General features: G+C 45.7%; 26 protein-coding genes and 2 tRNA genes. 5 read left to right on the forward strand and 23 right to left on the reverse strand.

What is annotated here, in order from left to right:
* Positions 1–50: 50 nt before the first annotated feature.
* The 6 genes from BKD12_RS03020 to BKD12_RS03045 all read right to left on the reverse strand — a co-directional run bounded on the left by BKD12_RS03020 (position 51) and on the right by BKD12_RS03045 (position 5,435).
* Positions 51–1,394, reverse strand: a complete 1,344-nt coding sequence (locus BKD12_RS03020; protein WP_070087858.1) for a sensor histidine kinase — start codon at positions 1,392–1,394, stop codon at positions 51–53.
* Positions 1,391–2,098: a LytR/AlgR family response regulator transcription factor gene (locus BKD12_RS03025; protein ID WP_176730913.1), complete on the reverse strand. Its 708-nt coding sequence runs from the start codon at positions 2,096–2,098 to the stop codon at positions 1,391–1,393. The genes BKD12_RS03020 and BKD12_RS03025 overlap by 4 nt, the downstream gene beginning before the upstream one ends.
* Positions 2,099–2,224: 126 nt before the next feature.
* Positions 2,225–3,310, reverse strand: a complete 1,086-nt coding sequence (locus BKD12_RS03030; RefSeq protein WP_070087860.1) for a C40 family peptidase — start codon at positions 3,308–3,310, stop codon at positions 2,225–2,227.
* A 96-nt stretch (positions 3,311–3,406) separates the two neighbouring features.
* Positions 3,407–4,324: a LysR family transcriptional regulator gene (locus BKD12_RS03035; protein ID WP_070087861.1), complete on the reverse strand. Its 918-nt coding sequence runs from the start codon at positions 4,322–4,324 to the stop codon at positions 3,407–3,409.
* An 88-nt stretch (positions 4,325–4,412) separates the two neighbouring features.
* The gene (locus BKD12_RS03040; protein ID WP_070087862.1) at positions 4,413–5,012 is read right to left on the reverse strand and encodes a hypothetical protein; all 600 of its coding nucleotides are present in this window, start codon (positions 5,010–5,012) and stop codon (positions 4,413–4,415) included.
* A gap of 15 nt (positions 5,013–5,027) precedes the next feature.
* Positions 5,028–5,435 (reverse strand): hypothetical protein, encoded by a 408-nt coding sequence (locus BKD12_RS03045; RefSeq protein ID WP_176730914.1) that lies wholly within the window; start codon positions 5,433–5,435, stop codon positions 5,028–5,030.
* A 141-nt stretch (positions 5,436–5,576) separates the two neighbouring features.
* On the opposite strand from BKD12_RS03045, the gene BKD12_RS03050 reads away from it, so the two are divergent.
* The gene (locus BKD12_RS03050) at positions 5,577–6,197 is read left to right on the forward strand and encodes a substrate-binding domain-containing protein (protein ID WP_070087864.1); all 621 of its coding nucleotides are present in this window, start codon (positions 5,577–5,579) and stop codon (positions 6,195–6,197) included.
* A 229-nt stretch (positions 6,198–6,426) separates the two neighbouring features.
* On the opposite strand, the gene BKD12_RS03055 is transcribed toward BKD12_RS03050, so the two are convergent.
* The 7 genes from BKD12_RS03055 to BKD12_RS03085 all read right to left on the reverse strand — a co-directional run bounded on the left by BKD12_RS03055 (position 6,427) and on the right by BKD12_RS03085 (position 14,108).
* Positions 6,427–7,569, reverse strand: coding sequence for an ROK family transcriptional regulator (locus tag BKD12_RS03055; RefSeq protein ID WP_070087865.1), 1,143 nt, complete (start codon positions 7,567–7,569; stop codon positions 6,427–6,429).
* A gap of 141 nt (positions 7,570–7,710) precedes the next feature.
* Entirely contained in the window at positions 7,711–8,424 is a 714-nt protein-coding gene (locus BKD12_RS16365; RefSeq protein ID WP_242872690.1) for an amidohydrolase family protein, read from the reverse strand.
* Positions 8,425–8,457: 33 nt separating this feature from the next.
* Complete coding sequence (locus BKD12_RS03065; protein ID WP_070087866.1) at positions 8,458–9,450, reverse strand: ABC transporter permease; 993 nt, start codon at positions 9,448–9,450, stop codon at positions 8,458–8,460.
* 13 nt (positions 9,451–9,463) lie between these two features.
* The gene (locus tag BKD12_RS03070) at positions 9,464–10,438 is read right to left on the reverse strand and encodes an ABC transporter permease (protein ID WP_070087867.1); all 975 of its coding nucleotides are present in this window, start codon (positions 10,436–10,438) and stop codon (positions 9,464–9,466) included.
* A 1-nt stretch (position 10,439) separates the two neighbouring features.
* Entirely contained in the window at positions 10,440–11,942 is a 1,503-nt protein-coding gene (locus BKD12_RS03075) for a sugar ABC transporter ATP-binding protein (RefSeq protein WP_083262811.1), read from the reverse strand.
* 83 nt (positions 11,943–12,025) lie between these two features.
* Positions 12,026–13,168, reverse strand: a complete 1,143-nt coding sequence (locus BKD12_RS03080) for a sugar ABC transporter substrate-binding protein (RefSeq protein ID WP_070087868.1) — start codon at positions 13,166–13,168, stop codon at positions 12,026–12,028.
* 199 nt (positions 13,169–13,367) lie between these two features.
* Complete coding sequence (locus BKD12_RS03085; protein ID WP_083262813.1) at positions 13,368–14,108, reverse strand: carbohydrate ABC transporter permease; 741 nt, start codon at positions 14,106–14,108, stop codon at positions 13,368–13,370.
* A gap of 285 nt (positions 14,109–14,393) precedes the next feature.
* Here BKD12_RS03085 and BKD12_RS03090 point away from each other — a divergent pair, with 285 nt between their 5' ends.
* Positions 14,394–14,909: a hypothetical protein gene (locus tag BKD12_RS03090; RefSeq protein WP_070087869.1), complete on the forward strand. Its 516-nt coding sequence runs from the start codon at positions 14,394–14,396 to the stop codon at positions 14,907–14,909.
* 80 nt (positions 14,910–14,989) lie between these two features.
* Here the strand turns inward: BKD12_RS03090 and BKD12_RS03095 are convergent, their stop codons facing one another.
* The 3 genes from BKD12_RS03095 to BKD12_RS03105 form a co-directional block, all read right to left on the reverse strand.
* A complete protein-coding gene (locus tag BKD12_RS03095) occupies positions 14,990–16,348 on the reverse strand; it encodes an ATP-binding protein (protein ID WP_070087870.1) in 1,359 nt (452 codons plus the stop codon).
* Positions 16,349–16,543: 195 nt separating this feature from the next.
* Positions 16,544–16,617 (reverse strand) — tRNA-Pro (locus BKD12_RS03100).
* A gap of 61 nt (positions 16,618–16,678) precedes the next feature.
* Positions 16,679–16,749 (reverse strand) — tRNA-Gln (locus BKD12_RS03105).
* A gap of 221 nt (positions 16,750–16,970) precedes the next feature.
* Here BKD12_RS03105 and BKD12_RS03110 point away from each other — a divergent pair.
* Positions 16,971–17,768 (forward strand): MerR family transcriptional regulator, encoded by a 798-nt coding sequence (locus BKD12_RS03110; protein ID WP_070087871.1) that lies wholly within the window; start codon positions 16,971–16,973, stop codon positions 17,766–17,768.
* A 21-nt stretch (positions 17,769–17,789) separates the two neighbouring features.
* Here the strand turns inward: BKD12_RS03110 and BKD12_RS03115 are convergent, their stop codons facing one another.
* From BKD12_RS03115 to BKD12_RS03135, 5 genes are all read right to left on the reverse strand, one after another.
* Complete coding sequence (locus tag BKD12_RS03115) at positions 17,790–19,004, reverse strand: LL-diaminopimelate aminotransferase (RefSeq protein ID WP_070087872.1); 1,215 nt, start codon at positions 19,002–19,004, stop codon at positions 17,790–17,792.
* 57 nt (positions 19,005–19,061) lie between these two features.
* On the reverse strand, positions 19,062–19,895 hold the full coding sequence (gene dapF, locus BKD12_RS03120) for a diaminopimelate epimerase (RefSeq protein ID WP_070087873.1): 834 nt from the start codon (positions 19,893–19,895) through the stop codon (positions 19,062–19,064).
* Positions 19,896–19,918: 23 nt separating this feature from the next.
* Positions 19,919–20,467, reverse strand: coding sequence for an ANTAR domain-containing response regulator (locus tag BKD12_RS03125; protein ID WP_070087874.1), 549 nt, complete (start codon positions 20,465–20,467; stop codon positions 19,919–19,921).
* Positions 20,468–20,483: 16 nt separating this feature from the next.
* A complete protein-coding gene (gene glnA, locus BKD12_RS03130; protein WP_070087875.1) occupies positions 20,484–21,815 on the reverse strand; it encodes a type I glutamate--ammonia ligase in 1,332 nt (443 codons plus the stop codon).
* A gap of 116 nt (positions 21,816–21,931) precedes the next feature.
* Positions 21,932–22,141, reverse strand: coding sequence for a hypothetical protein (locus tag BKD12_RS03135; RefSeq protein WP_070087876.1), 210 nt, complete (start codon positions 22,139–22,141; stop codon positions 21,932–21,934).
* Positions 22,142–22,486: 345 nt separating this feature from the next.
* Here BKD12_RS03135 and BKD12_RS03140 point away from each other — a divergent pair, with 345 nt between their 5' ends.
* Together BKD12_RS03140 and BKD12_RS03145 are read left to right on the forward strand one after the other, a co-directional pair.
* Positions 22,487–23,584, forward strand: a complete 1,098-nt coding sequence (locus BKD12_RS03140) for a transposase (protein ID WP_334293014.1) — start codon at positions 22,487–22,489, stop codon at positions 23,582–23,584.
* 267 nt (positions 23,585–23,851) lie between these two features.
* Positions 23,852–24,496, forward strand: a complete 645-nt coding sequence (locus tag BKD12_RS03145) for a phosphate propanoyltransferase (protein ID WP_070087878.1) — start codon at positions 23,852–23,854, stop codon at positions 24,494–24,496.
* 16 nt (positions 24,497–24,512) lie between these two features.
* Here the strand turns inward: BKD12_RS03145 and BKD12_RS03150 are convergent, their stop codons facing one another.
* Both BKD12_RS03150 and BKD12_RS03155 read right to left on the reverse strand, forming a co-directional pair.
* A complete protein-coding gene (locus BKD12_RS03150) occupies positions 24,513–24,758 on the reverse strand; it encodes a TM1266 family iron-only hydrogenase system putative regulator (RefSeq protein ID WP_070087879.1) in 246 nt (81 codons plus the stop codon).
* Between the two features lie 187 nt (positions 24,759–24,945).
* Positions 24,946–25,707, reverse strand: coding sequence for a polysaccharide deacetylase family protein (locus BKD12_RS03155; RefSeq protein WP_070087880.1), 762 nt, complete (start codon positions 25,705–25,707; stop codon positions 24,946–24,948).
* Between the last annotated feature and the right edge of the window lie 96 nt (positions 25,708–25,803).

Consider the following 25,803-nt stretch of genomic DNA (forward strand, 5'->3'; position numbering starts at 1 on the left):
TTTTTCGTTGCAAACGGTGCTCTGTATGTTGTAAACGGCACACGGAGAGCTCAGGCTTCCCGCTCCTTCTCCGGCAAAAGCAGTAAAATCTCTGTACTGTACACTCTTGTGCCTTTTGCAGTTTCAATCCCGCACTGCACACTTCCCTGATACTTTTTTGCCGCATAGGTCATATTCAGGATCCCAAATCCGTGATTTTCCGGATCTTCTTTTCTGGTACTGCCAGGAGACACAACTTCTTTCTCCTCCGTGGGATTCCGGAATGTGATAAACAGCATCCGCCCCTGCTGCCTGATCCGGATATCAATCCATTTTTCCTCCAGATCTTTCACTGCTTCTAATGCATTATCCAGCGCATTGGCAAAAATCGTACACAGATCTGTCGCTTTTATCGTAATCTCCTCGGGAAGTCTTCCTTCCAGGCTGATCCTGACGCCGCCCGCCCTTGCAAGCACTTCCTTTTCATTAATAATTGCATCCGCAATCTCATTTCCGCTGTATATTGTCTGCTCTGTTTCACGCAAGGCCCCCGAAAGCTCCCCCAGATACTCTTTAATCCGCTCCGTTTTTCCGTTTTCCGCCAGTTCCTTCAGGCAGAGCAGATGATTCTTCATGTCATGGCGCATTTTACGCACCCTGGTCTCCCTTTCCTGGTATGCCCGGAAATGCCGGAGCTCAGCCTGCAGATAATGCTCTCCTATCGTAGTCATATACTGGTAATAGTCTTTCTGATTCCCCTGCCATACCAAAATGACCACAGACATTTCCAAAAACACCGACGCGAGGCTTCCAAATCCAGTAATCACTCTGGCCGCAGTGCCGGATATGCCCGTCTGTGTGACCGCCATCAGCATCGCTCCTATCACAAACAAAAACACCCCCGCCGCATGCAGAAAGTTTCTCTCCCACTTCCCCAGCCTCCGATAAGGCTCATCCAGCCGGAGCAGGTGCACGGTCTCGTCTCGTTTCCAGTAAATGATCAAAACAGCGATCCAGAACAGCGCGTCCACTGCATACAGCCAGCCGCCTTCTGACGGATATTTCCCCGTCAGCGTATATGGGACCGCATAAAATACGGATACGATCCCCATCAGGAACCCAAGCACAGGAACCGTCAGGAATATTCCCCGGATTCTTTTTTCCCTTCTTACGATCACCATGTAAACAGCAAAAAAGCAAACAGGGAAAGCCGAAAAGATATCCTTGCTCATTCCCGGACATATCTGCACAAACAGCGTTGGCACAAGAAACGCTACTGCAAACAGGATCTTGTTCCTTCTTCCCGACATTCCCGGCTCCAGGTAAACTACTCTGCTGATACACACAAGCGCCAGCAGGATCTCCGCTGCAGATATACAGTTATAGATGACCATCCCCCATTTTGCTCCCATCATTGATCTCCCTCTTTCAGATATCGGATCACCGCCCCCTGAAACGCCGCTCTTTTCCCTCTCCCCACAGGGATCTTGCTTCCGTCTGCCAAAGCGACCTCTTTCCCGTCAAAAGACTGTATCTTTTCCAGATTTACAATGTAACTTCTGTGCACTTGAAAAAAAGCTGTTTCTGGTAACTCTGCAAGCTGTTCCTTTAATTTTTTCCGAACCAGAAAACGACCTTTTTCCGTCTGTATATCCAGATATACATTTTCACTTTTAAAATATAAAATTTCATTTAGCGGAAGATAGAATTCTCTTCCGCTCTGGCTAACCAGCAGACGCCCCCTGTCCCTTTTCTCATTTTCCACTGCCTCCAGCGCACGATGCAGCTTATCTTTTTCCAGAGGTTTCGTGAGAAAACGAAAGGCTCCAACCTCATATCCTTCCGGCGCATATTCACGATGACTGGTCAGAAGGATCACCGGCGCCTGACATCCTGCGTCCCGCAATGCTTTTGCCGTCTCAAATCCGTTCATCCCCGGCATTTCTACATCCAGAAAAATGCAGGTGTAAGAAAACGGCTCTTTTTTTACCGCCTCCTCAAGCTCCTTTCCGTCAGAAAACGCCCGCACCTCCAGATCCAGGCTGCGGTAATACGCCTCCAGCTCTTTTTGCATGATTTCCAGAAAAACCGGCTCATCATCACAGATCCCGATTCTCATCATTATCCCCCTCTTACGTTTTTTACCATTCTAGCATAAATGTTCTTCTGGCGAAACTGATATTACTGCAAAACGGCGGCACGGGTTTCTTCCGTGCCGCCGTTTCCCATATACTTATATTCAATTTTACCAGCATCGCCGATACCATGGAGATCCGTATACACTTGCGATCTTCACCACATCTCCAGTATGAGGCGCGTGAATCATCTGCCCGTTTCCAATATAAATTCCAATATGGCTTCCGTAGCATACCAGATCGCCAGGCTGCGGGTCACTGACCGCTATGCCGCAGCCTCCCTGCGCCTGGGATGTCCTTGGCAAAGAGATTCCCGCTACTGCATGGCAGTATTGTACCAGCCCTGAACAGTCAAAGCCTACACCCGCCGTTGTCCCTCCATAAACATAGGGTACGCCCAGCTGGCTGTATGCCGCATTTACAATGGTCTGTGCCACAGACGTATTTCCGCTGGAACTTCCTGTAGATCCGCTGTTTGATGTACTGCCGGAGCCTCCGGAACTGCTGCCGCCATCCGTAGTACCTCCGGAACTTTCTTCCGAAGCAGTGTCTGTATTATCAGCCTCTCTGGCTATCGCCTCCTGTGCCGCCGCTTCTGCAGCTGCCTGGATCTGTTCATCATAGTCTGCAATCTGGGCCTTTGTCTCCTCCAGCTGCGCATTTAACTGGGTTTCCTGCTCCTCATAGTCTGCCTGCTGGCTTTCCAGGCTTGCCTGTTCTGTTTCCAGCGTGTCCTTTAATTCCTGGATCTCATTCTGCGTCTTCTTTAATTCCTCCAGCTGCTGCCTGTCATAAGAGTGCACATTGCTTACATATTCTGCCTTATTCAGAAAATCCGAGAAATCCTTCGCCTCTAAAAAGACTTCCCAAAGATCCGATTCCCCATTTTCATACATATACTTGATCCGGACTTTCATGTCTGCATACTGCTGTTCTGCTTTTGCCTGTGCTTCTTCCAGATCCGACTGTGTCTGCGTGATCTTCTCTCCTGTCTCGATCAGCTTTTCCTCCATCTTTCCGACTTTGTCCAAAAGCTCGGTCAGCTGTGCCTGCAGATCTTCCGCTTCACTTTCCGCCGCGGATTTCTGCTCTTCCAGGCTATCCTGTGAAGGCGCCGCCGTTACAGAGGTCACGACCAGGCAGGAAACCATTACCGCTGTGGACAGAACACCTGGCAGCCGTCTGATGATTCTCATGTTCCACCTTCTTCCCTGACTTTTTTCCATTTGCTTGATAACTATAGCACAAGAAGACGGCGCCGGCAGACTTTTCACAATATCTACACAGAAAATTCACATCTTAAGACACCGTTTCAGCTCCTCTACATACAGCTCTCCCATTTCGGTAAGTATCGTATTTTTCTTTACAATATATCCGATCTGCATGATACTGTTCCGGTTTTCCTCGTCATCCCGGAACGGGACTGCCAGGAAATCATTTCCGTTTAATTCCTCGCAGATAATACCGGAACACAACGTGTATCCGTTCAGGCCGATCATCAGGTTCAGCATCGTGGCTCTGTCATTTGCACGGATTATCCGGGAGTATTCATTGTCCGCCAGGATTTCCTCCGCAAAATAAAAGGAACTGTTCTCTCCCTGTTCAAAGGACAGACAGGGGTAATCCCGAAGCTGGTCAAAACTGATCGCCGCTTCACCGGCCAGCGGGTGGCGTTTCCATAAATAGACATAAGCCCGGCAGTCAATCAGGTGATGAAATATGAGCCCCGATGACCGAAGCAGCTTCTCTATCCACTTACGGTTAAAATCACAAAGGTAAAGCACGCCGACCTCACTTTTCAGATTACTGACATCCCGGATCACTTCTTCTGTCTTCGTCTCCCGGATCGCAAACTCATATTTTGACATATCAAAAGCCTTTGCCATCTCCACAAAGGCCTTTACGGCAAAGGAATAATGCTGGGTCGAAACGCCGAACTTCTTTTTCCGCCTTCCGTTTTTCCCGTACTTTTCTAAAATTTCCTCGTACTGGCCATACAGCTGCTTTGCATAGAGCAAAAACTCTGCCCCGTCTGTGGTCAGCGTGACCCCTCTGCCGGTGCGCCGGAATATAATGATTCCCAGCTCCTTTTCCAGTTCCTGTACCGCACCGGATAAAGAGGGCTGGGAAATATACAGAAGCTCGGCCGCTTTATTCAAAGATCCTGTCTCGGCAATAGTGATAAGATAACTCAGCTGATTGATCGTCATGACCTTCAATCCTTTCCTAATATATCTCAAAGATGGATTCATTCTACTATATCCGGACATCTGATGCAAGGCGTCACGCCCCCACGCTCTACTCCTGCCCATATGCCTTTACAAATCTGATTCTTTCCTTATCCGCCACCTGCTCCAGTTTCCCCCTTCTATCAGATGCATATTTTTTCTTTTCCAGCCTCCTTATGGATTCGTCCGCAAACTGGATCTTTCCTTTTCTTTGCCGGCTGCTTTTTGTCCATCCCTTCTGCTCCAGCGTCTCCAGACGTTCTTTCCAGTGTTCACTGACCAGCGCACTGTACAGCACTTCCTTTTTTACCTCGTCCAGAACCTTCCGCGCCGGCACGCCAAGCAGGAGATCAAACACCTCCTCCCGGCCTTCCGCAATCTGCGGGAGATACTGATAATCCTCTGTCTTCTTCAGGAGCCGCTCTGCCATGACTTCGGCGCCGCAGCAAAGAGAAATCCTCCACAGTCTTTTGGTATCATCCTGTATATCAATATATTTAACATACAGATTCAGGAGTTCCCGCATAAACCTGTTTTCCCGCTCGTCTTCCGGTACCTGCAAAAGCTCTGTCGGGATATTCCTGGTATATTTCAGTGCAATCCCTAAGAGTTCTAAATCCTGATAAGCCAGAATACTTTCCAGAACCCTGCAGGATTCTTCTTCGTCCATACATCGAAGGATCCCTTATTCTAGCATATTTCTCGCCGGCAGGCGCTGGCACTTGTCCAGCAGGTAAACCACTAATTCCGCCCATACAAAAGAGAGGCCGGAATCTCCCGCCTCTCTTTTCCGTATTCTCTCGGCTGCCTTCGCCGCCATGTCCACACGCCCGCCCCGTATTATCTGTTCATGCAGCCAAAATCCTTCTTCATCTTTTTCGGTCCAGCTCCATCTTCCGTTCTGGAATACCAGCTCTTCAATCTCCCGGGCCGGTCTGGAACGAAACGGGATCAGAGCAGAGAGTAGTCTGCTTACCTGCTCCGGCCGCATTTTCTGCACTGCTTTTTCATCCATCTCCTGCAATGCTCTTTTACAGGCTCCCTGCCGCACCAGCTCTATCATTCTTTCCTGTTCTTCTATCCGGCTTCCCAACATCCGTCACCTCCATCATGTTTTCCCTTCAGGCATAAAAAACTGATGTGATGATTCTACAGAAATGTTGTGATCTTCCTGTGATAGATCTATGAAATAATTCTGATGATTCTGTGAACATTCCGCCTGCCGGATATTCCTGTGATCCGTATCGGTGCAGATCCTACAATCGGTGAATTTATCCTTCCGAAGCTGATTTCTTCCTATACACGGAGGCACCCTGACCGCAGGATCTCCTCTTTCATTGTTTCCTCGGAACAGCTGGAGCAACAGCTTCTGCAGGGGGGAATTGATTTCTGCATCACCGACTATTTCGATCTTTGCCCTGAAATGAAGCACCGCCCCTTCCGCCGCGAACCGGTCTGCTGTGTCTGCAATCCGGCCCATCCGCTGGCCGGACAGGAAGTTTCTCTATCCCGGCTGCAGTCAGAAAATATCGTTTACAGGGAAAAGGATTCTCATGCCTATGAAATTCTGAAAAACGCTTTTACTCGTCTGGGATATGATCTGGATACCTTCAATATTTCTTTTGAAACCGGAAGCATGTACTCCTGCATCCAGTATTTAAAGAACAGTCAGTCGATCTCTTTTCTGTACCGCTGTGCCGTCGAAGAATCTCTGGAAAACAATGACCTGGCTCTTATCCATGTCAAAGAATATAATGAATCTGAGGACTTCTACTGCATTTATCCCGGTACACTAGAGACTTCTGATGTGCCCTGGGACTTTCTTGAGTTCTGCCTGGCACAGCAGATGCTGTAGCTGGGATGGTCACAATAATAAAGCACAAAAATAGCGCCCCTGCTCTGGTAAAGTAAGGCGCTATTCCATAGTTAAATATTTTACCGGCGGCCAGGTGTGCACTGGCCAACGGCTCCCTTGTTAAGTATATTATAGTCAATATCTCCATATGTGTCAATTAATATCTCGCTTGCGTCCATGCCCTTTCAATGACATATCCAGGTATGCACTGGCCAACGGTTCGTTCAGACTATTCTTCTACACTCTCATACCTTCCGGTAATTCCAAATTCTGCCAGGAACTCTTTGATATAGATCAGCGCAGCACCTGCAGATGTATTATTATATTCTGATATCCATATTTTGGGCAGTGTTTCTGCTATATTAGAGCCCTGCAGCTCCATATCCATAATTTTATGTATATCCTCTTCCGTCAAATACTCTGCTGCCAATCCTCCAATCACCACTTCTGTACTCATAAGAATTTGATAATTATAAATCGCCCCGGCTAAATAAGCCAAATATTTTTCCCAAAACCGGACATGCTCCGGCTGTCCTCGCCGCAGATCAAAGAAAAAACTTTTCAGATCTTGATTAAAAGTTCTTGTTATGGAATCTACTGAACAGTAGGCCTCTACGCAGCCCTTTTTGCCACAATAACATGTCCTTCCATTCGGGATCAGTGTCATATGCGCGATCAAACCACTTGGAAGTATCTGTCCATGGTGCACTTCTCCATTAATAATTACCGCTCCTCCGAGATTCCTGTTTAACACCACGTATAATGCATCATTAATCTTCGGATTATGCCAAAGAGTATAAGCAGCTGCCCGTTCTGTATCATGACGCAGTTCACACGGAAAAGGAATATATTTACCAATTCGCTCTGCATCAAAACCATTTGCATTTAAAATTCTTCCAAATGTGACTTTTCCCGTCTTTTTGTCTACCAGTCCCTGGATTGCAATCCCTACGCCCAGGATCATATTATAATCAATCTGAGATTCATCTACAAACTCAATAATATATCTTCCTACATGGGAGCAATATTCCTCACTGTCTTTAAACGGGAATTGGATAAATTTTTCCCGGATAACAGCCCCATACAGATCGACAACTGTAAGATGTATCAGCTCCTTTAAAATCTCCACTCCCACACTCACTTTAATATCTCTGTTTAAAGTGATAATTGCCGCTTTTCTCCCGCCTGTTGATTCAAAATATCCTTTCTCAGACACCAGCCCCCTCTCAATCAGTTCGTTTACGCATTGCGACACTGTCGGAAGACTGATTTTCAACTTTGCAGAAATTGTCGGCTTTGAAATTTGATTTTCCTGATACACCAGTTGGTATACCCTTTGACGATTGAGTTCTTTGATATCCACACGATTCATGAAAAGCTGCCCTCTTACCCTCATATTTATATGTATTTTTTGTTATTTTTTTCCAGTTTTATTTTACAGGATTTTCTCTGCAAAGGAAAGTCTCCGGTCGCAAAAATCCCCGGCGATCGGCCGGGGATTTCAAATTTCAACCTATAATTTCAGCAGATTTGCAATGTTTCCGCCCATAATCATATCAAAATCATGCTCCGTTTTTGCGTAGCGTTCAATTTTCTTATATTCCCACTCATAGTCACAAAACGGTCCATCGGTTCCCCAGATTACTTTCTCAGCTCCCAGTTTTTCAATGATCTTGCTCGTTTCAAATCCCGGCACTCTGGATGTCTCCAGATACAAATTATCGTTTTCCATGGCTAGTTCAATCGCCAATTCCCATTCCCAAAAAAAACCACAATGAGCCATCAAAAGCGGCACTTTAGGGAACCTCCTTGCCATCCTGTCAAATTCAAGCGGACAATTATAAAGATCGGCTGATCCATGTACTATAACAACTCCCCCATATGTCTGTGTAATTTCAAACAATGGGTCTACCAACTTATGGTCACTTAACCGAAATCCACAGAGAGTAGGGTGCAATTTTAGTCCTTTGAATCCCTCTTTGTAACACTTTTCCAGTTCGTCTGCTGCCGTATGAAAGTTCCACGGATTTACTGAGCAGAAAGGAATTAGACGATCCGGATTTTCCGCCACGTATTTAGGAATATCTTCATTGTGAAAAAATCCTTCTGTAAATGGAAATATCACTGTCTTGTCAACTCCAATCGTATCCATACGATCTACAACCTGCTGTCCGCTCCATTTTGCTGCTCCCTCTCCCGCATGAGAATGTGCATCAATTTTCAGCATACTTATCCTCCTTATCTCTTTTCACATTGAATTCTATTTTTTCTTTGCTCTCAGGGTTCCAAGTGCAACTGCCGCAATGATAAAGAATCCGTTAAACAGTTGCTTTGTGCCATTTCCTATTCCCTGCAAAGTAAAGAAGTTGCTCATAAATCCTACAAACAAACATCCAACAACTGTTCCTATCACATTGAATTTCCGATCTTTCGAGAGCAGAGTCCCCACATATACAGCCACAAAACAGTCATTCAAATATGACTCCACAGCTCTTGGCGTCGCTCCCCCTGCTCTCGCAGTAATCATAAGACCCGCCATCGCTGCAAGAAATGAACTGAGCACAAACGTAATAGCAAAGGTTTTCCGGACATTAATTCCGCTTAAAAAGGAGGCTCGTACATTTCCACAAAGGGCATCCATATGACGTCCGATGAGGGATCTTTCTTTAATTAGATAAATAATTATAATTGCAATAACACAGATAATTAATACATTCGGAATCCCAGCCACATCACCCTGACCAATATTCAGGAAGAAACCTGTAATAGAGTGATTCAGAGTAAATAGCATCTGCGGCTGAGCGCCATTTGTCAGAACCAATTCAAAACTTCTCACCACGTACATCATTCCAAGTGTTCCAATTAATGCGGGAACGCCCAAATATGCCATTAAAACCGCATTGACTACTCCCACAATCAGTCCAAGCCCAAGTCCTGCTCCTACAGCAGCCACAGCACTTGTTCCATTTAAGATTAAAAATGCGGTTAAAACTCCTGCCGCATCTGCAACCTGTGCCACCGAAAGGTCTATACCCCGTACAGACATTACAAGTGTCATCCCCATTGCCATCATAATCAAAAAAGTATTATTTCGCAGCACTCCCCATATATTTGCCAGCCGAAGCACACGATGATCAATACATTGAAAAATGATCAGCAATAAAAGGATCCCCACTACGGCCCCATAGTTTCTGACAAAATCAAGAATTCTGTCCGGGCATAACATACGTTTTTCTTCTAGTCTCTTTTCCATAGTTTACCCTCCTTTAAAAAATCGTTACTTGACCGATTTCACGTTTCTTGATAACGGTCAGTAAGATGGACAGAATCAATACACTGCCGAGCACTCCAGATACAATCTGATTAGAAAAACCGTTAATTACCATTGCATTGGATAATGCCGCAATGAATACTCCAGAAATCATAGTTCCAAACATGCTGAGCTCTGCCGTTTTAGAAAATGTACTTCCCAAATATGCCGATGCTAATGCTCTGATCAGGAAATCCATGCCATAGTCTACTGCTGATGCTCCATAGTTATAAGAACACTGTAAAACTCCCGTAAATCCCAGTAAAGCTCCAGAAATCACGTAACCCAGGATCATGAGCTTTCTTTTGTCAATTCCATGTATATCTGCTGCATTTTTATTTTCGCCGCAGGCATACATCCGAAGGCCAGTTCGCGTATGCTTAAAGAAAAAATTAAGCGCTATACAAAATAGTAATACGATTAAAAATATGATTGGAAATCCAAGTATTTCTCCTTGTCCCATCATATTAAAGTTAACAATCAATTCAAACGTTAATGCACTGCCACCGTTATACAATGCTGTCATTCCGGTCATTAGATACATCGTTCCCAATGTCGTAACAAAGGTTGGAATCTTAACAAATACGACCAGGATTGCATTAATCAGCCCCATCACTAATCCAATTCCCAGCCCGGCACCCCAGGTTAATGCCGGGTTTACTCCCGAAATAATCAAACCCGCAGCAATATTACATGTAAGCTGCACCAACGCACCTGCTCCCATGTCAAATCCACCTACAATTAGTACCGTAGTAATACTTAATGCTGTCATAACAAGTACGCCGCTCTGTTTCAAAACAGTCATGATATTCTCAGGACTAAAAAACAGAGGTGCCCTTAATCCCAGGATCAGCAGAATCAAAATCATTGCTATTCCTGTACCGCGTTTGATCACTGCATTCCCTATGTCAAATCCCTTTTTCTGCTTCATACTATGCACGCTCCTCTCCTACGGTACTCCAGTAAAGCAAATCTTGTTCTGTTGCCTCAGCGGCCTCGAATTCCTTTACAATTTTTCCCTTATTCATTACCGCAATCCTGTCACAAATTCCCAGAAGCTCTTCATTCTCAGATGAGATAAATATGATTCCACAGCCTTCTTTTGCAAGAGCAATCATTTGTTTATAAATCTCTGTTTTTGCTCCCACATCAACACCTGTGGTTGGCTGATCAAAAACAAAAATTTTATATTTTCCTACCAGCCATCGGCCAATTACGACTTTTTGTTGGTTTCCTCCAGAAAGTTCTCCTACCGTTTGATCTGTACCGGTACAAATAATATCCAGAGCCTTAATAATATCTTTTGTCCCTTGTTTTTCTGTCTTCTTTTGTATAATTCCTAATTTTGTCCAGAGCTTTGTCGCTGATAAAGAAATGTTTTCCCGAATACTCATCGGGGCAACAATTCCCTCATTTCTTCGGTCTTCAGGGATAAATGCTATTCCGTATCTCCCCGCATTTAGCGGTGATTTAGGTTTATATTCCTTTCCCTCAATCAGAATCGTTCCGCTGGAGACTTTTTCCGCACCATACATTGCAAGCATCGTTTCTGTTCTTCCCGCCCCCACCAAACCGGCTAGCCCCAGGATTTCTCCCTTTTTTAATGAAAAGGACACTCCCTTTACCAGCTTTCCTGAATGCAGATCTTTAATCTCAAGAACCGGCTCGCCAGCCGCAACCTGTTCCTTCGGATAAAACTCCTTCAATTCCCGTCCGATCATCATCGCAACGATTGACTTTGAGTCTGCCTCTTTTGTCGGGAGTGTTCCCTGAACACGGCTGTCACGAAGTACTGTGATACTGTCTGTAATCGTAAATACCTCATCCAAATGGTGAGATATATAAATAATCGTGACTCCAGAATTCTTTAACAAGTTAATGATTTCAAATAATCGTGAAATCTCTTTACTGCTAAGAGAAGCCGTCGGCTCATCCAAAATCAACAATTTAGGATTTTTTAACAGGGCTGATACAATTGCAACCTGTTCACGCTGCCCTACACTTAAAGATTCTATCTGCTGATCTACAGTAAAATCCGCCTGAATATACTCCAGTTTTTCCTGCACCTGCCGTCGCATTTCTTTTAGGTTCAGAATCCCGGCAGAATTCGTCAATTCAGATCCCAAAAAGGCATTCCTGGTCACATCAAACAAAGGAACCATCTGCTGATCCTGATGAATAACGGCAATCCCCAGCTTTTCTGCATCCTGTGGTGATTTAATATCCGCCACTTTACCATCAACCAGAATTTCTCCGGAATCTTTCGAATAGACACCGGTAATAATTTTAATTAGTGTAGATTTCCCCGCTCCATTGGAGCCAAGAAATGCATGTGCTTCTCCTTTTTTTATCTGAATATTAATATCTCTAAGTACCTTATTGCTTCCAAAAGACTTACAAATGCCTTTACATTCAAGAAAAATATTATTTGTCATAGGTTTTCACATCTCGCTTTCAGTACTATGTAATTTGTGCAGGCTTTTTAAAGCCTGCACGCATTTATTTTTGTTCAGATTACTTACGGAAGAGTCGGATAGCAGACAACTAATTCATCGTCCTGCGGGTAAGTAGCTTCCACATCCTCTTTTGCGAAACCTATATTCTCCCACACCGTTTCTCCCCATTTCTTTTCCGCCGCTTCTACGCCATTGCTCTGCGTAGCTGTATAACATTCTGTAGCAATCTTAGCGGGAACTGTTTCCGGATCAGTCTCTCCATTCAGTACCCCGAGAAGTGTATTGGCTGCAGTTTCCCCGATACTGTTCGCATCCATAACTACCGATACCTTAAATGGCGTATTCTCCTGGAACAGCATCTGGAAGCTCACCTGATCACCATCAATTCCACCCATAACAATCTCTGTACGTCCTGCCTGCCGAACAGACTCCACAGCCCCGGATATCAACGAATCATAAGTTCCAACAATCGCAGCAATACTGCCTTCCTCCGGATTTGCCGTCAGAAGTTCTTCTGTCTGAGACTGCACCCGGGACACATTATGCTCTGTAGACATCGGAACTACATTAATATCGGGATACATACTTGCAACAGATTCAAATACAGCCAAACGATTTTCCAGCAATGGTGCCCCTGGCACATAGAAAACATACACATCACCACTGTAATCGATGGATGCAAATATTGCGTCCGCAAGCAATGTTGCCATAAGTGCATCATCACCGTTTACATCACAGATTGTGTTATCGATATGTGAACTGATACCAGCAGTTACAACCGGAATCCCCTTTTCTGCTGCTTCGGCACACAAGGGAGCCAGCTGATCATTGTCACCCAACTGGATCAAAAGTGCATCAATGTCTGAATTAAGAAGTGATTCGATATTTTCATTATGCTTTTGAACATCTGCCTCGGCATCTGTCATAACCACTTCACATCCCGCTTCCTCAAAAACATCCTGTGCACCATAGGCAATTAAGCGATTATAATCATTAGTAATCTCCCGATTCGCAATTCCTATTTTCCATGTTCCATCTCCCGAACCTTCAGTCGTTGAGTTGCTATCAGAACTTTCACCACTTTCATCAGTAGATGTCGTTCCCGGATCTGCTGTTGTTTCTCCCGAATCAGAGCTAACAGAACAACCTGCCATTGCAAAAACCATCACGGCGGTCAACAACACGGCACATACTCTTTTTTTCATATTCATTCCTCCTTCTTTTTTCCTATTTCTTTAAATAGGTTTCCTCTTTCATTGTGGACATTATATCTCATCTCGAATACTTTGTAAATAAATTTAATTAAGTAATCGTCAAAACTGTCATTTTTACTTATTTCTAGACTCTATTTTTAGAACTTTTTCACAATATCCACTGTTTTCCAAAAAGAAAAAGAATCTTATCTTAAAATTTTTTTATTTCCAGATAAGATTGTGTCAGAATCTGGATCTGATCATAGGCCTGAAGCGAATTAACCATCGTGATAATGGACAGAAAGAACGTGGTCGGCGAAATTCCCGGAAGCGTTACATCCCGGAACCTCTGCCATCCTCTGGCGCCGTCTAACGCACTGGCTTCATACAGCTCCTTTGGCACCTTTTCCAGTGCGGATAGATAAAAAATCATTGCATACCCCAGACTCTTCCAGATGGTTACGATGATCACCGCCAGCATCGCCGTATCCGAGCTGTTGATCCACTCCAATGCAGGCAGGTGCAGGAACCGTAAAATCTGATTTGCAATTCCTGTATCCGGATCATAGATCCATACCCAAACGATGGAAATCGCAACCGTCGGCGTGATCCAGGGTGAAAACAGTATGAATTTCACAATTCCGCTTCCCTTAAACGCCTTCTGCATCAGGAGAGCCAGCATAAGACCAAGCACAATCGTAGGGACTAATGTCCCCAGACAAAATACTACTGTATTCCAGAGTGCGTCGTAAAATCTGCTGTCATGGAAAAGGTTGATAAAATTCTGAACACCGACAAAATTATACTCCGGCATCATATAATCCCAGTCGGTAAAACTGATATAGACTGTTCTGAGAATCGGATAAATCCAGAAAACGATCAGCGGGATCATTGCCGGAAGTACAAATGCGCCGACCGTTCCAATCTTCTTAAATTGAATTTTTTTCGTCATAGTATCTAGTAGTTTTCCTTCCTAAATTACTCGACATTGACAAGACAGTATTAATCATAGCAACTGACCTTTAACAATTCTTAATAAGAAGTTTAAATGTAAGTAAGATGATGTAAATTTTTTGATAAGTCAAAGGCTTTAATATGGCGAATCCGGCGTAAATCATTTGCGCATACACTTATCCCATATCGCTTGCACTTTCTCTCAGGGATTGATAAACTCAGATTATAGCCCCCGCTGAAACACGGATAAAAGACAGGACTTCAAAAGCCCCGGAGGAAAACTATGAATATTCATGAAGCAAAAGATTTTTTTATGGAATACAATGGACTGGAATTTCACATGTTCCACGACAGCACATCAAAATATGCCGAATACAAGGCGCTCCACCTTCCCCATGCCACTCTGGAGCTCTGGCGCCAGGAGCTGATCGAAGAGCATTTTGAAAAGCTTGAAGATCCAAAATGCCAGGAAACTTACGGGCTTATCGTGGGACGTCTGATAGAAGTACTGCACGCCGTCTCCTCCCCGGTAGAGGACCACATCCGCCGGCTGCTCCAATGCCTTTCCTCCGCCGATGCCCTGGATGAGATCCAGAAAATCCGTATTCTGGAACACATGGCCGGGCATAGCCGCGACCGGAAAGACGGCGGTATCTATCTGGTGCGTATGAATACCAATCTGGAATATGCCTTGAAGGAATGTCTTTCCAGGCTGAGCGACTTTTCTCCGTCCCCGGAATATCTTTCACGATATCTGAAGGCAGTAAATGCGGTGGAGAGGTTATTGGGGGAGGGTTAAAGCCTTTCTGACAGGCAGATTAAAGATTAAAAATTAAGGATCACTCCTTTTAAAGAAAGCAATGATCCTTATCGCATACATTATTCATTATTTATTTTCCAATACCCTTTTGTATCGGAACCTATCCGCTGAAGAATTCCCTTTCCCTTTAGAGATTTTATTTTCAAAGAGACAGTTTTACGGCTGACCCCCAGTTTTTTGGCCAATGTTACATACGTATACGCCGGATCTTCAATCAGTAGAGTTAGAAGTTCCTGCTCACTTTCAGTCACCCTGTCAGTCACCCTGTCAGTCACCCTGTCAGTCACCTTATCAGCAAAAATCCGTAATACCCGGTCTTTTGAAGCAGTGAAGCGGATCATTATATCGCCCGGATGAACAGTATATACAGGAGCCGGAGAACCATCTTCTTCACAAGCCTGACATATTTTCTCTATTCCACGTCCCCAGCTTTCTATAAACCCCGCAAGATAAAAAGCATTTGCAATGGCCGGATTATATGGCTTAGATGCATGCTTCGACATCAGATTTTCAACCGTCCAGTTTTCCGGCAATTTTCCACAGTTGGCAATATAAAGTCGGTCTTCATAGACACTGATTTGAATGGGCGTACAGGATTCGTACTGCTTATGACATAAAGCATTCAGCAGAGCTTCCCTAAGAGCGTCATCGGGGACGAAATATCGTTCGATCCGTTGAATCCCCTCATAAGAAATAATGGCTTTCATATATTTTAAATGAAGGACCTCGATAATTTTATCAATCTGTTCTAATATTGATCCGTGAATTTCATCCTGATACCGCAAATCAGCATCTGTCTCAAAGAAACCGATTTTTGTATAAGCGCCAAGCTGCCATTTATCTGGGTTTTTACTGAACAAGAGCATGGCTGCATTTGTGTAACAACCAGCATTTGTTAAACGCAGTTTTTCCATCAAATCTTCTTTTGACTCTAATAAGACACTTTTGTCTATCCGTCCTTTATTGACAGCAAGACCCTTAAATTTCTTTACAAGCTCATCGTCGATATCGTCAATAGTAAATCCCGGCAATGGCATATTGTCCCAGGAAGCTCCCCGTTTGCGAAGAATAAAACTTTCTAATTCCAGACCAGAGAGTGTCTGCATTGTACTGCCACTGCGATAATAGTAAACACCTTTACAGGAAATAGCGACCGGATAGGGCGGTACAATAATTTCAATATATTCTTTCCCATTATCTCCCAACAAATTTACATCAACAACAATGTTCATGGCATTGCGGATTTTATTTGGAATATCTTCTAATAGTTTATGAGTATTCTTCAGACCTGTAACATTACCATTATCATCACAACCAATATAAATCTTGCCTCCCTGCGCATTTGCAAAGCCGCATATCCATTCCAAATATTCATCTTTCCATTTTGATTTCCATTCGACATTCTGCTTTTCTGGCATAGATATCTCCCTCTCATATCTGTTACGATGAAATCTATAAATTGTCGTCTGCTTGTCTTTATATTATATTCAGTTGGCAGAACCGTATCAAGCCTATAAATTAAGGATCACCTCTTTTTATAAATACTATTTGAAATACAACAAAAAATACCACAAACCCATACAACTGAGCTTTGTGGTATTTCAATAAAAAAATCGGAGTGACAGGATTTGAACCTGCGACCTCTACGTCCCGAACGTAGCGCTCTACCAAGCTGAGCCACACTCCGATAAAAGTCCCAGATACCTCTACTCTCTGTTTTCAAGGTATCCGGTGCCCCTGCCAAGGAACTACGGATAGAGGACTCGAACCTCTACTAACAGAGTCAGAGTCTGCTGTGCTGCCATTACACCAATCCGCATTGTTTCCAGCGAACATGTTTTATTATACCAGCTTTTTTACAAAAATCAAGCCTTTTTTTCATTTTTTTTATTTTTTTGTAACTATTCAGTCATAAACGAGGATTTACCCTCACAAACACCGCAAATATAGCCTTTCCATAGGCTTTATGATACAATGATTGCGCAAAGCGCAATCCGGACCGGTAAAATCGGTCCGCACTGCTGCGCAAAGGAGGTTTTTATGAAGCACTACTACCGCATCGGAGAAATCGTGGAGCTTTACGGCGTTGGTCCGGACTCCCTCCGCTATTACGAAAAACTCGGCATCCTTAAACCACATCGCGGCGAAAATAACTACCGCATGTACCATATCCATGATCTGTGGAGACTGAATGTGATCCGGGATCTCAGAGAGCTTGGCTTTTCCATGGCCCAGATCCAGGAATACCTGGAACACCGAAGTCTCGATTCCACGGAAGAGCTCCTGACCCGGGAGCTGTCCGTCATTGAAAAACGGATGCGCGCCCTGGAAAACTTAAAGTCAAACATCGAAGACCGCCTGGATGTATTAAAGGAAATCCGCACCCAGCCCCTTGGCGTCATCGAACAGAAATACATTGGCAGACGCCACTGTTATACGATCCCTTCCGGCTACCAGATCGACGAAGAAATGGATATGCTGATCAAACAGCTGGTCAACAAGGACCCGGATAAGCTCTATATCATCGGCAACAACCGGATCGGCTCAGTCATTCCCCTGTCCAGCGCCAGAGCCGGCAATTACCGGGACTATTCCCAGGTCTTTATTATTGAAAAAAGCGGAGACGAAGTCATCCCGGAAGGCATCTATCTCACCGTCAGCTATGACGGCAGCTGTGCCCGGAATGAAACTTACATCCCCGCTCTCCTTTCCTATGCAAAAGAACACGGGCTCACGCCCGCAGGCCCTATCCTGGAGCTTTTGCTGGCTGACATCCACCAGACGGATGACGTGCAGGAGTGCCGGACAGAGCTGCAGATCCTCTGCGAGACCTGCTAGCTGGATCTGTCCGCATATTCACTAAATGCGTTTAATCCGTTCAATGGCTGCCACAGTATTCTCATAGCTTCCAAATGCAGTCAGGCGGAAATACCCTTCCCCGCTCGGCCCGAATCCGGAGCCCGGGGTGCCGACTACGTTTGCCTTTTCCAGCAGATAGTCAAAGAACTCCCAGGAGGACATTCCCTTTGGCGTCTCCAGCCAGATATACGGTGCGTTGACGCCTCCGGACACCTGATAGCCCGCACTTTTCAGTCCTTCATAGATGACCTTTGCATTTTTCATGTAGTAAGCCACCTGCTCCTTAAGCTGCGCTTTCCCGGCCTCTGAGTATACCGCCTCTCCCGCTCTCTGGACAATATACGGCGCGCCGTTATACTTGGTTCCGTGGCGTCTCGCCCACAGAGAATGAAGCATCACGTCGCCGCTCTTTAAATCCTTAGGGATCACTGTCGCCCCCAGGCGGACACCGGTAAATCCGGCGTTCTTGGAAAAGCTTCGAAGCTCGATGGCACAGGTTCTTGCCCCCTCACATTCGTAAATAGTGTGCGGCACATCCTCTTCGGAAATATAGGCCTCATAAGCTGCATCATAAATAATGACCGCTCCCACTCTATTTGCATAATCTACCCATTCCTGAAGCTGCGCTTTGGTGATCGTGGAACCGGTAGGATTATTCGGATAGCAAAGATAAATGATATCCGGCGTCTCCTTTGGCAGCTCCGGCGCAAAATTTGTTTCTTTTGTGCACGGCATATAGATCACATCGCTCCAGGTCTCTGTCTTTGGATCATAGGTTCCGGTACGTCCTGCCATAACATTGGTATCGACATATACCGGATACACCGGGTCACATACGGCAATCTTATTATCTTTTGCAAAAATCTCCTGAATATTTCCGGAATCGCACTTTGCCCCGTCAGAAATAAATATCTCATCCGCCGCAATGTCACAGCCCCTGTCCTGATAGTCATTCTTTGCCATAGCACTTCTCAAAAATTCATATCCAAGATCCGGCGCATACCCGTGGAAGGTCTCCGCATGAGCCATTTCATCCACCGCACCATGCAGTGCATCAATGATTGCCGGCGCCAGCGGCTGGGTTACATCTCCGATTCCCAGACGAATGATACTTTTATCCGGGTTTGCCTCCTGGTATGCCGCCACTTTTTTGGCAATCGTAGAGAACAGATAGCTCCCCGGCAGTTTCAGATAATCTTCATTGACTTTAAACATGTTTACTTCCTCCTGTTTGTTGCTTTTCTATATTATTTTTTATGAAATTTTGACTGTCTATAGGCGGATCTCTCCGTCAAACACTACTTCGGCAGGACCGGTCATATATACCTTGTTTGCCTCCCGGTCCCACTCAATCTTCAGGTCGCCGCCAAGAAGCCGGACCGTCACCTGATCTTCCGTATACCCATTTAAGATGCTGGCGACAGCCACCGCACAGGCGCCGGTCCCGCAGGCCAGAGTTTCTCCGGAGCCCCGCTCCCACACCCGCATTTCTACCGTGTTCCGATCCAGCACATGGGCAAATTCCGTGTTGATCCTGTTAGGAAAGCGCTCATGATTCTCAAAGGACGGCCCTGTCTTTTCCAGATCCATCCCCTGTACATCGTCCACATAGATCACTGCATGGGGATTCCCCATGGACACACAGGTCATCCGGAAGGTTTTTCCGTCCACCTGGAGCGGCTCGTCTACCACCCGGCTCCCTTCTGCAGTCACCGGAATCTTTTCCGGCTCCAGGATAGCCGGTCCCATATCCACTTTAACCAGACTTACCTTTCCATCCTCCACTTCCAGAAACAAATGCTTGATCCCACCCAGTGTTTCCACGGACAAAGAGGTCTTGTCCGTCAGTCCGTAATCATAAACATACTTACCCACACAGCGGATGCCATTGCCGCACATTTCCCCTCTGGAGCCGTCCGCATTATACATCCGCATCTCAAAATCCGCCTTGTCAGACGGGCAGATCAAGATCAGGCCGTCTGATCCGATCCCGAAATGTCTGTCACTGACACGCCTTGCAGTTTCAGCCGCATCTTCAACCATCTGTTCCATACAGTTCACATAGACATAGTCATTCCCCAGTCCCTGCATTTTTGTAAACTTCATCTTTCAATAACTCCTTTATCCTTTTACTTTGACATCATACTCAACACCATCTCTGCGGTCTCAACGATATTGGTCCCGCTCTCCATGCTGCTCTTCTGCAGATACCTGTGGGCCTCTTCTTCGGACATGTGATTCCGTTCCATCAAAAGCTCTTTGGCATGTCTGATCAGCTCCTGATCCTTCGGACTTCTCTTCTTCTTTTCCTGCTTCCGTTTCTTACGCCTCCGCTCCATATCTGTAAGCATCATTTCCAGAGTGCCGATCAGATCCTGCACCTTGATGGGCATCGGAAGTCCCATCACGCCGCAGACTTCGCCGTCGCTCCACTTATCCCTGGACGCCACCAGAAGCATCTCAAAATTCTCGGGAAGGTATTCCCGAAGTTCCGTATACATCATATCCTTCAGCTTGTATCCGCAGACCACGATTCCTTCATCCAGTGCATCCGCATGGTTCATTGCCTGTGCCCCGGTCGTGCACACACCGGACACTGTCATTCCATATCTCACCAGCAGATTGCGGATGTTTGCAGCATTTTCTCTGCTTGGAAAAACAACGATAATACCTATCAATCTGCCACCTCCCGCACTAGATTACGTGGAGATATTTTTCTAATTCCCACTCCGTGACCTGTTCTCTGTATTCCGCATATTCTTTCGTTTTTGCCCGGATATATTTTCTTGACAACTCTTCACCCAGTACACTCATGATAAAGGGGTCCTTATAAAATTCTCTGGCCGCCTCCAAAAGGCTTCCCGGCAGTCTCTCGATCCCTGCCTTTCTTCTGCCCTCCTCGCCCATCTCAAAGATATTGCAGTCAATGCTTCCCGGCGGCATCGTCTGATTCCTGATTCCATTAAGCCCCGCCGCCAGGCACACTGCCAGCGCCAGATAAGGATTTGCAGACGGGTCGGGACTTCTAAGCTCAATCCTTGTCGACTGCGGACTGCTGGCCGGAATACGGATCAGCGGCGTACGGTTCTTGGCAGACCACGCAATATACACCGGAGCTTCATAGCCCGGCACCAGACGTTTATAGGAATTCACTATAGGATTGGTAATAAAGGTGATCGCCTTAATATGCTCCATGATCCCTCCGATGAACCAGTATGCTTCCCGGCTAAGCCCCTTTTCATCCTCCGGATCTGAAAACACATTGACACCGTTACGGCTTAAGGACAGGTTCAGATGCATCCCCGATCCATTCACCCCATATTTGGGCTTTGGCATAAATGTAGCGTGGAGACCATGCCGTTTTGCAATGGTCTTGACTACCATCTTCGCCGTTACCATATTATCTGCCGCTGTCAGCGCCTCGTCATAATGAAAATCAATCTCATGCTGTGCAGCCGCCTTTTCATGATGGGAGGATTCTATCACAAATCCCATATCCTCCAGCGTCAGCACCATGTCGCGTCTCGCATTTTCCCCCAGATCTACCGGCCCCATATCAAAATAAGTGGCGCACTCATGGGTCAGGGTTGTAGGCGTCCCGTCCTCGTCTGCATGGAACAGGAAAAATTCGCACTCCGGCCCTACGTCAAAGGTGTATCCCATCTCTTTTGCTTCCTGCAGGACCCGCTTAAGTACATGTCTTGGATCACTTTCCAATACCGTGCCGTCAGCCTTGTGAACGTCACAGATCAGGCGGGCCACTTTTCCCTGCTGCGGTCTCCACGGAAACGTTGCAAACGTATTCAGATCCGGATACAGATACATGTCCGAATCCTCCACCCGGGCAAATCCTTCGATCGAAGAGCCGTCAAACATACACTGGTTGTCCAACGCACGCTTAAGCTGGCTTGCTGTCACTGCCACATTCTTAAATGTGCCGAAAATATCAGTAAACTGAAGCCGGATAAATCCTACATCCTCTTCTTCTACCATCTCAAAAATATCGTCTCTCGTATAGCTTTTCATTCTTTCCATGCCTCCTTTTTACAATTAAAAATGGGCGTTCTCATCCCTTGTGTATGAAAACGCCTTCGTTTTACCTGATATCTATATATTGCTTTCTATATCGCAGCCCTGCTTTTCTATTCCTCATCATCCAGCCAGTATTCTTCATCGTAGTGATTATGTGTATTCCCGTTATTATTTCCAATACTGATGCCTTTCTTGACAGGAGCCCAGAAAAAGCCTTTCAACATTCCCAGAAGAATACAGCAGACGATCACCAAAATCTTTTCCGATATTGTCCAGTCCCTGCAGAAGAATTCTTTGATCCCTTCCCATATATCTCGCATTGCGGCACCTCCTTTTTCTGCTATTATAGCCATGAGCAAAACTCCACATCTTCAGTATTTATGCGGGGTTGCGAGGCATGGCAAACCTCTTTATCACTATGGATTTATAGAAACAATCAGCTCCGGATGGTATAATTAAGTTGTCAACATCAATCTACCTGAAAGGAGCTGATTGTTATCTATCGTCAAGAAATCATCCAAGATATCCGCCTTTTTACTTCCCAGCCTGCCGCCAGATTTTATGACTCCCTTTTCCTTAGTCTCGATCTGTCCTTTGTCCCGGAGTATCCGCATACTGGTCGCAGGGGCTTTTCCTCTCATTCCATGATCTGTGCTTTCATCGTGATGAAATGCGAAGGGTTTTCCATGATTACCGATCTGGTCGACTACCTTAATAACAACCTTCTTATTGCCCACTACTGCGGCTTTGATATTACGGCACCGCTTCCTTCTTACTGGACATTTGACCGCTTCCTGAAAAACTTTGATCATTCGGTTCTTTCTAGTATCATGGAATCACAGGTACTCCTTCTTGCCAGCCAGGGGATTGTAGACACTTCTTTTATCGGGCTGGATTCTACTCCGGTCGCCGCTAATACTTCCCAAAACAACCAGAAGTCATTTCTCCCGGATAAGTTCAAGCCTGACAAGCAGCCCAAAGCTGACCGGGACTGCAAGCTTGGCGTCCATACCGCCTCAAACAAGCTGAATGAAAAGAATTATGCGTTCTACTGGGGCTACAAAAACCATGTGCTTGTAGACTGTATTTCCGGGCTTCCCCTTTATGAGCTCACAACAACCGCTGATATCCATGATTCCTCTGTTGCTCTGGATATCCTTGCCAGTACCCATTCTTTTCTTCCCGTGACAGAGTGTACTTTTCTTGCAGACAAGGGCTATGATGTAAAAAATATCTATCATCAAGTGCATTCTTTTTATCAGGGCGAATGTATCATCCCTCTGAACAAGCGCAATACGAAAAACCCAAAACTCCTTCCGCAAGGAAATCCAATCTGTGAAGCCGGACTTGCCATGTGGAAAGATGGAACATTCTCAGATAACGGCCGTACACGGCAGAAATTCTGCTGTCCTTTAAAATCTTCTAAGCACGCAGACTGCCCTTGCCATCACAAAAACTTTTATAACGGAAAAAAGCATCGCGGCTGTACAAAGTACATGACTCTTCCTGATGATCTGCGGCTTTCCATCGACAGAGAGAGCAGCTATTTTAAAAGGAACTATTCTCTCCGTACAGAATGTGAGCGTTATAATTCCCGGTTCAAAAGCACGGGACAGGAACGGATGTGGGTGAGGAATCAAACTTCCGTTGCTAACCTAAATACATTTGCCCATATCAGTTTATTGGCTGTTGCGGTAGCTGTCATCACTACCCGTTCCGGCCAGTCATACCGCAAGATAAAAACGGTGAAGCGCATTGCATGAGTTTTTTAACTTCATCTTGTATGATTTGCGTAGGTTTTGGACTTACGTCAGCTTTACTATGCATAAAAATATTTTTCTTTCCTTTTTCTTGTACTGACAGCCAAACCCCAAATTTAAGTCAATACGTTTTGCTCATCTCTCTGCTATTATAATGCATATAGCCGCAAAAATAAAGCAAAACAACCGGAAGTTTCATGATTCCTGATTGAAACCGGCGCTTTCGTCTGCTAAAATAAGTCTATTCAGAACTTGAAAGGAGCATCCGTCATGAGCTATTCTATCCCCATCGAAACCAGCGCCAGACATATCCATCTCTGCCGTCAGGACTTTGAAGCCCTGTTCGGGAAAGGGAAGGAACTGACTTTCAAAGCAAATCTCAGCCAGCCGGGCCAGTATGTTGCCGAAGAGCGACTGACCGTCACGGGTCCGAAAGGCACTTTTGAAAATGTAGCTATCCTCGGCCCATTCCGTTCCGAGACACAGCTTGAAATTTCCATGACCGATACACGGAAGCTCGGTGTCCCCGCAGTGATCCGTCAGTCCGGAGATACCGCGGATACCCCCGGCTGCACACTGACCGGCCCTCTTGGCTCCATTGATATAGACCACGGCGTCATCGTTGCCAAGCGCCATATCCATATGACGCCTTTCCAGGCGCTTCAAATGCGCGTGAAAGACAAGGATGAAGTCTTTGTTATCATGGAAAGCTATGAAAGATCCCTGATCTTTGCCGATGTCATTGTCCGCGTAGATCCGAATTTTGCATTGGCCATGCACGTAGATACTGACGAAGCTAATGCCTTTGCCAATTATGACCACCCTACAGGCGTGATCTTAAAGCTGTTCGGCGGAAGAACCTATAATCTCCAGAAATGGGCAGAAGAACTGCAAAGCGGTATCCGCCGGGTTTAAGCTTCTGACATCTGCTCTAAATCTTTGCCGTCAGTGTCTTCGCAGTGACGCCACGGATCATTCCCAGCTTCCCTGACAGGGAGCTGGTCGCATCCTGCGGCGCGTCAATCACGATACTGATGATCGAAACACCCCTGCTCCGGTAGGGGATTCCCATGCGCCCCACGATATATTCACGAAACTCATGCAGGAGATCATTCACAGCTCCTGCCGCCTCTTCATCTTTCAGGATGATACTGATCACAGACACCTTATTTTCCAATTTTCACCACTCCCTATTGTGTTACATGCGATCATTATACCACGCGCGCTGGGAAGGAAGCGACGCACAAGCGGCATTTACTTCCCAAGCCGTGGATTGCCGGTATAATCCCTGCGAAGCGGGGCGGGCCGGCTGGCCCGGATCGCACCTCGTGCGATCATTATACCACATTCCTCCCTGACCGCATCTAATTATTTTTCTCATCTTTGATCTGGCGCCCTCTGACATCCATGTGATAATCCGTCCGATAAATCAGCTTGGATACTGGCACCAGTTCGTATCCAGCCTCTTTCAGCCTCTGTATCAGCGGCTTCAGAGCCTCCGCCATATATTTTGTCCCCGCATGGGCCCGGATGATCGCTCCGTTTCCCAATTCCTCATTTCCCATCACCGTATTTAAGATATTCTTTTTCCCATAGTCCTTCCAGTCCATCGTGTCAATATTCCATTCAATCGTATAATACCCCTGTTCTTCTGCTGTCAGGATCACTTCATCATCATAATTCCCATACGGCGTCCGGAAAAGGTTCATTTCCACACCGGCTATTTCTTTTACCCGTTCATGCGCTTCCGAAATTTCTTCTCTCTTCTCCTCATATGTCAGCTGTGTCATGCTTTTGTGATCCTGGCTGTGGTTTCCCAGATCATGGCCCAAGTCGCGGATCTTCTTTAGCAGCTCCGGATTTTGTTCCGCCCACTCTCCAGTCACAAAAAAGGAGACTTTCACCCCCTCTTCCTCCAGCACACCGAGTATCTCCGGAAGATCTCCGTTCTCCCAGGCCACATCAAAGGTCAGCGCTACCTTCGCATCCTCTGTCTCCACAGAACATATCGGAAGCTCTCTGCCGTTCACATTCGAAGACACCGTGGAATATTCTGCCAGATAACCTGCAGCTCCCGAGACAGTAACTGCCATGAGCAGCACCCATGTGATCCTTCCTGCTTTCATCCTATCGTCTCCGGATTTTGCTGTTACTGGGAATATATGCTTCATTTTTCCCTTTTATTCCCATCTGCAAGTGTGGTTTTTTCTTCCTTCTTTATA

The organism is Merdimonas faecis, from assembly GCF_001754075.1.
GTDB classification, from domain to species: Bacteria; Bacillota; Clostridia; order Lachnospirales; family Lachnospiraceae; genus Merdimonas; species Merdimonas faecis.

Coding starts and splice junctions, on each gene's coding strand:
- BKD12_RS03020 (WP_070087858.1), bottom strand. CDS start 1,394: ATGATGGGAGCAAAATGGGGGATGGTCATCTATAACTGTATATCTGCA.
- BKD12_RS03025 (WP_176730913.1), bottom strand. CDS start 2,098: ATGAGAATCGGGATCTGTGATGATGAGCCGGTTTTTCTGGAAATCATG.
- BKD12_RS03030 (WP_070087860.1), bottom strand. CDS start 3,310: ATGAGAATCATCAGACGGCTGCCAGGTGTTCTGTCCACAGCGGTAATG.
- BKD12_RS03035 (WP_070087861.1), bottom strand. CDS start 4,324: ATGACGATCAATCAGCTGAGTTATCTTATCACTATTGCCGAGACAGGA.
- BKD12_RS03040 (WP_070087862.1), bottom strand. CDS start 5,012: ATGGACGAAGAAGAATCCTGCAGGGTTCTGGAAAGTATTCTGGCTTAT.
- BKD12_RS03055 (WP_070087865.1), bottom strand. CDS start 7,569: ATGAATCGTGTGGATATCAAAGAACTCAATCGTCAAAGGGTATACCAA.
- BKD12_RS16365 (WP_242872690.1), bottom strand. CDS start 8,424: ATGCTGAAAATTGATGCACATTCTCATGCGGGAGAGGGAGCAGCAAAA.
- BKD12_RS03065 (WP_070087866.1), bottom strand. CDS start 9,450: ATGGAAAAGAGACTAGAAGAAAAACGTATGTTATGCCCGGACAGAATT.
- BKD12_RS03070 (WP_070087867.1), bottom strand. CDS start 10,438: ATGAAGCAGAAAAAGGGATTTGACATAGGGAATGCAGTGATCAAACGC.
- BKD12_RS03075 (WP_083262811.1), bottom strand. CDS start 11,942: ATGACAAATAATATTTTTCTTGAATGTAAAGGCATTTGTAAGTCTTTT.
- BKD12_RS03080 (WP_070087868.1), bottom strand. CDS start 13,168: ATGAAAAAAAGAGTATGTGCCGTGTTGTTGACCGCCGTGATGGTTTTT.
- BKD12_RS03085 (WP_083262813.1), bottom strand. CDS start 14,108: ATGACGAAAAAAATTCAATTTAAGAAGATTGGAACGGTCGGCGCATTT.
- BKD12_RS03090 (WP_070087869.1), top strand. CDS start 14,394: ATGAATATTCATGAAGCAAAAGATTTTTTTATGGAATACAATGGACTG.
- BKD12_RS03095 (WP_070087870.1), bottom strand. CDS start 16,348: ATGCCAGAAAAGCAGAATGTCGAATGGAAATCAAAATGGAAAGATGAA.
- BKD12_RS03110 (WP_070087871.1), top strand. CDS start 16,971: ATGAAGCACTACTACCGCATCGGAGAAATCGTGGAGCTTTACGGCGTT.
- BKD12_RS03115 (WP_070087872.1), bottom strand. CDS start 19,004: ATGTTTAAAGTCAATGAAGATTATCTGAAACTGCCGGGGAGCTATCTG.
- dapF (WP_070087873.1), bottom strand. CDS start 19,895: ATGAAGTTTACAAAAATGCAGGGACTGGGGAATGACTATGTCTATGTG.
- glnA (WP_070087875.1), bottom strand. CDS start 21,815: ATGAAAAGCTATACGAGAGACGATATTTTTGAGATGGTAGAAGAAGAG.
- BKD12_RS03135 (WP_070087876.1), bottom strand. CDS start 22,141: ATGCGAGATATATGGGAAGGGATCAAAGAATTCTTCTGCAGGGACTGG.
- BKD12_RS03140 (WP_334293014.1), top strand. CDS start 22,487: ATGAAATGCGAAGGGTTTTCCATGATTACCGATCTGGTCGACTACCTT.
- BKD12_RS03145 (WP_070087878.1), top strand. CDS start 23,852: ATGAGCTATTCTATCCCCATCGAAACCAGCGCCAGACATATCCATCTC.
- BKD12_RS03155 (WP_070087880.1), bottom strand. CDS start 25,707: ATGAAAGCAGGAAGGATCACATGGGTGCTGCTCATGGCAGTTACTGTC.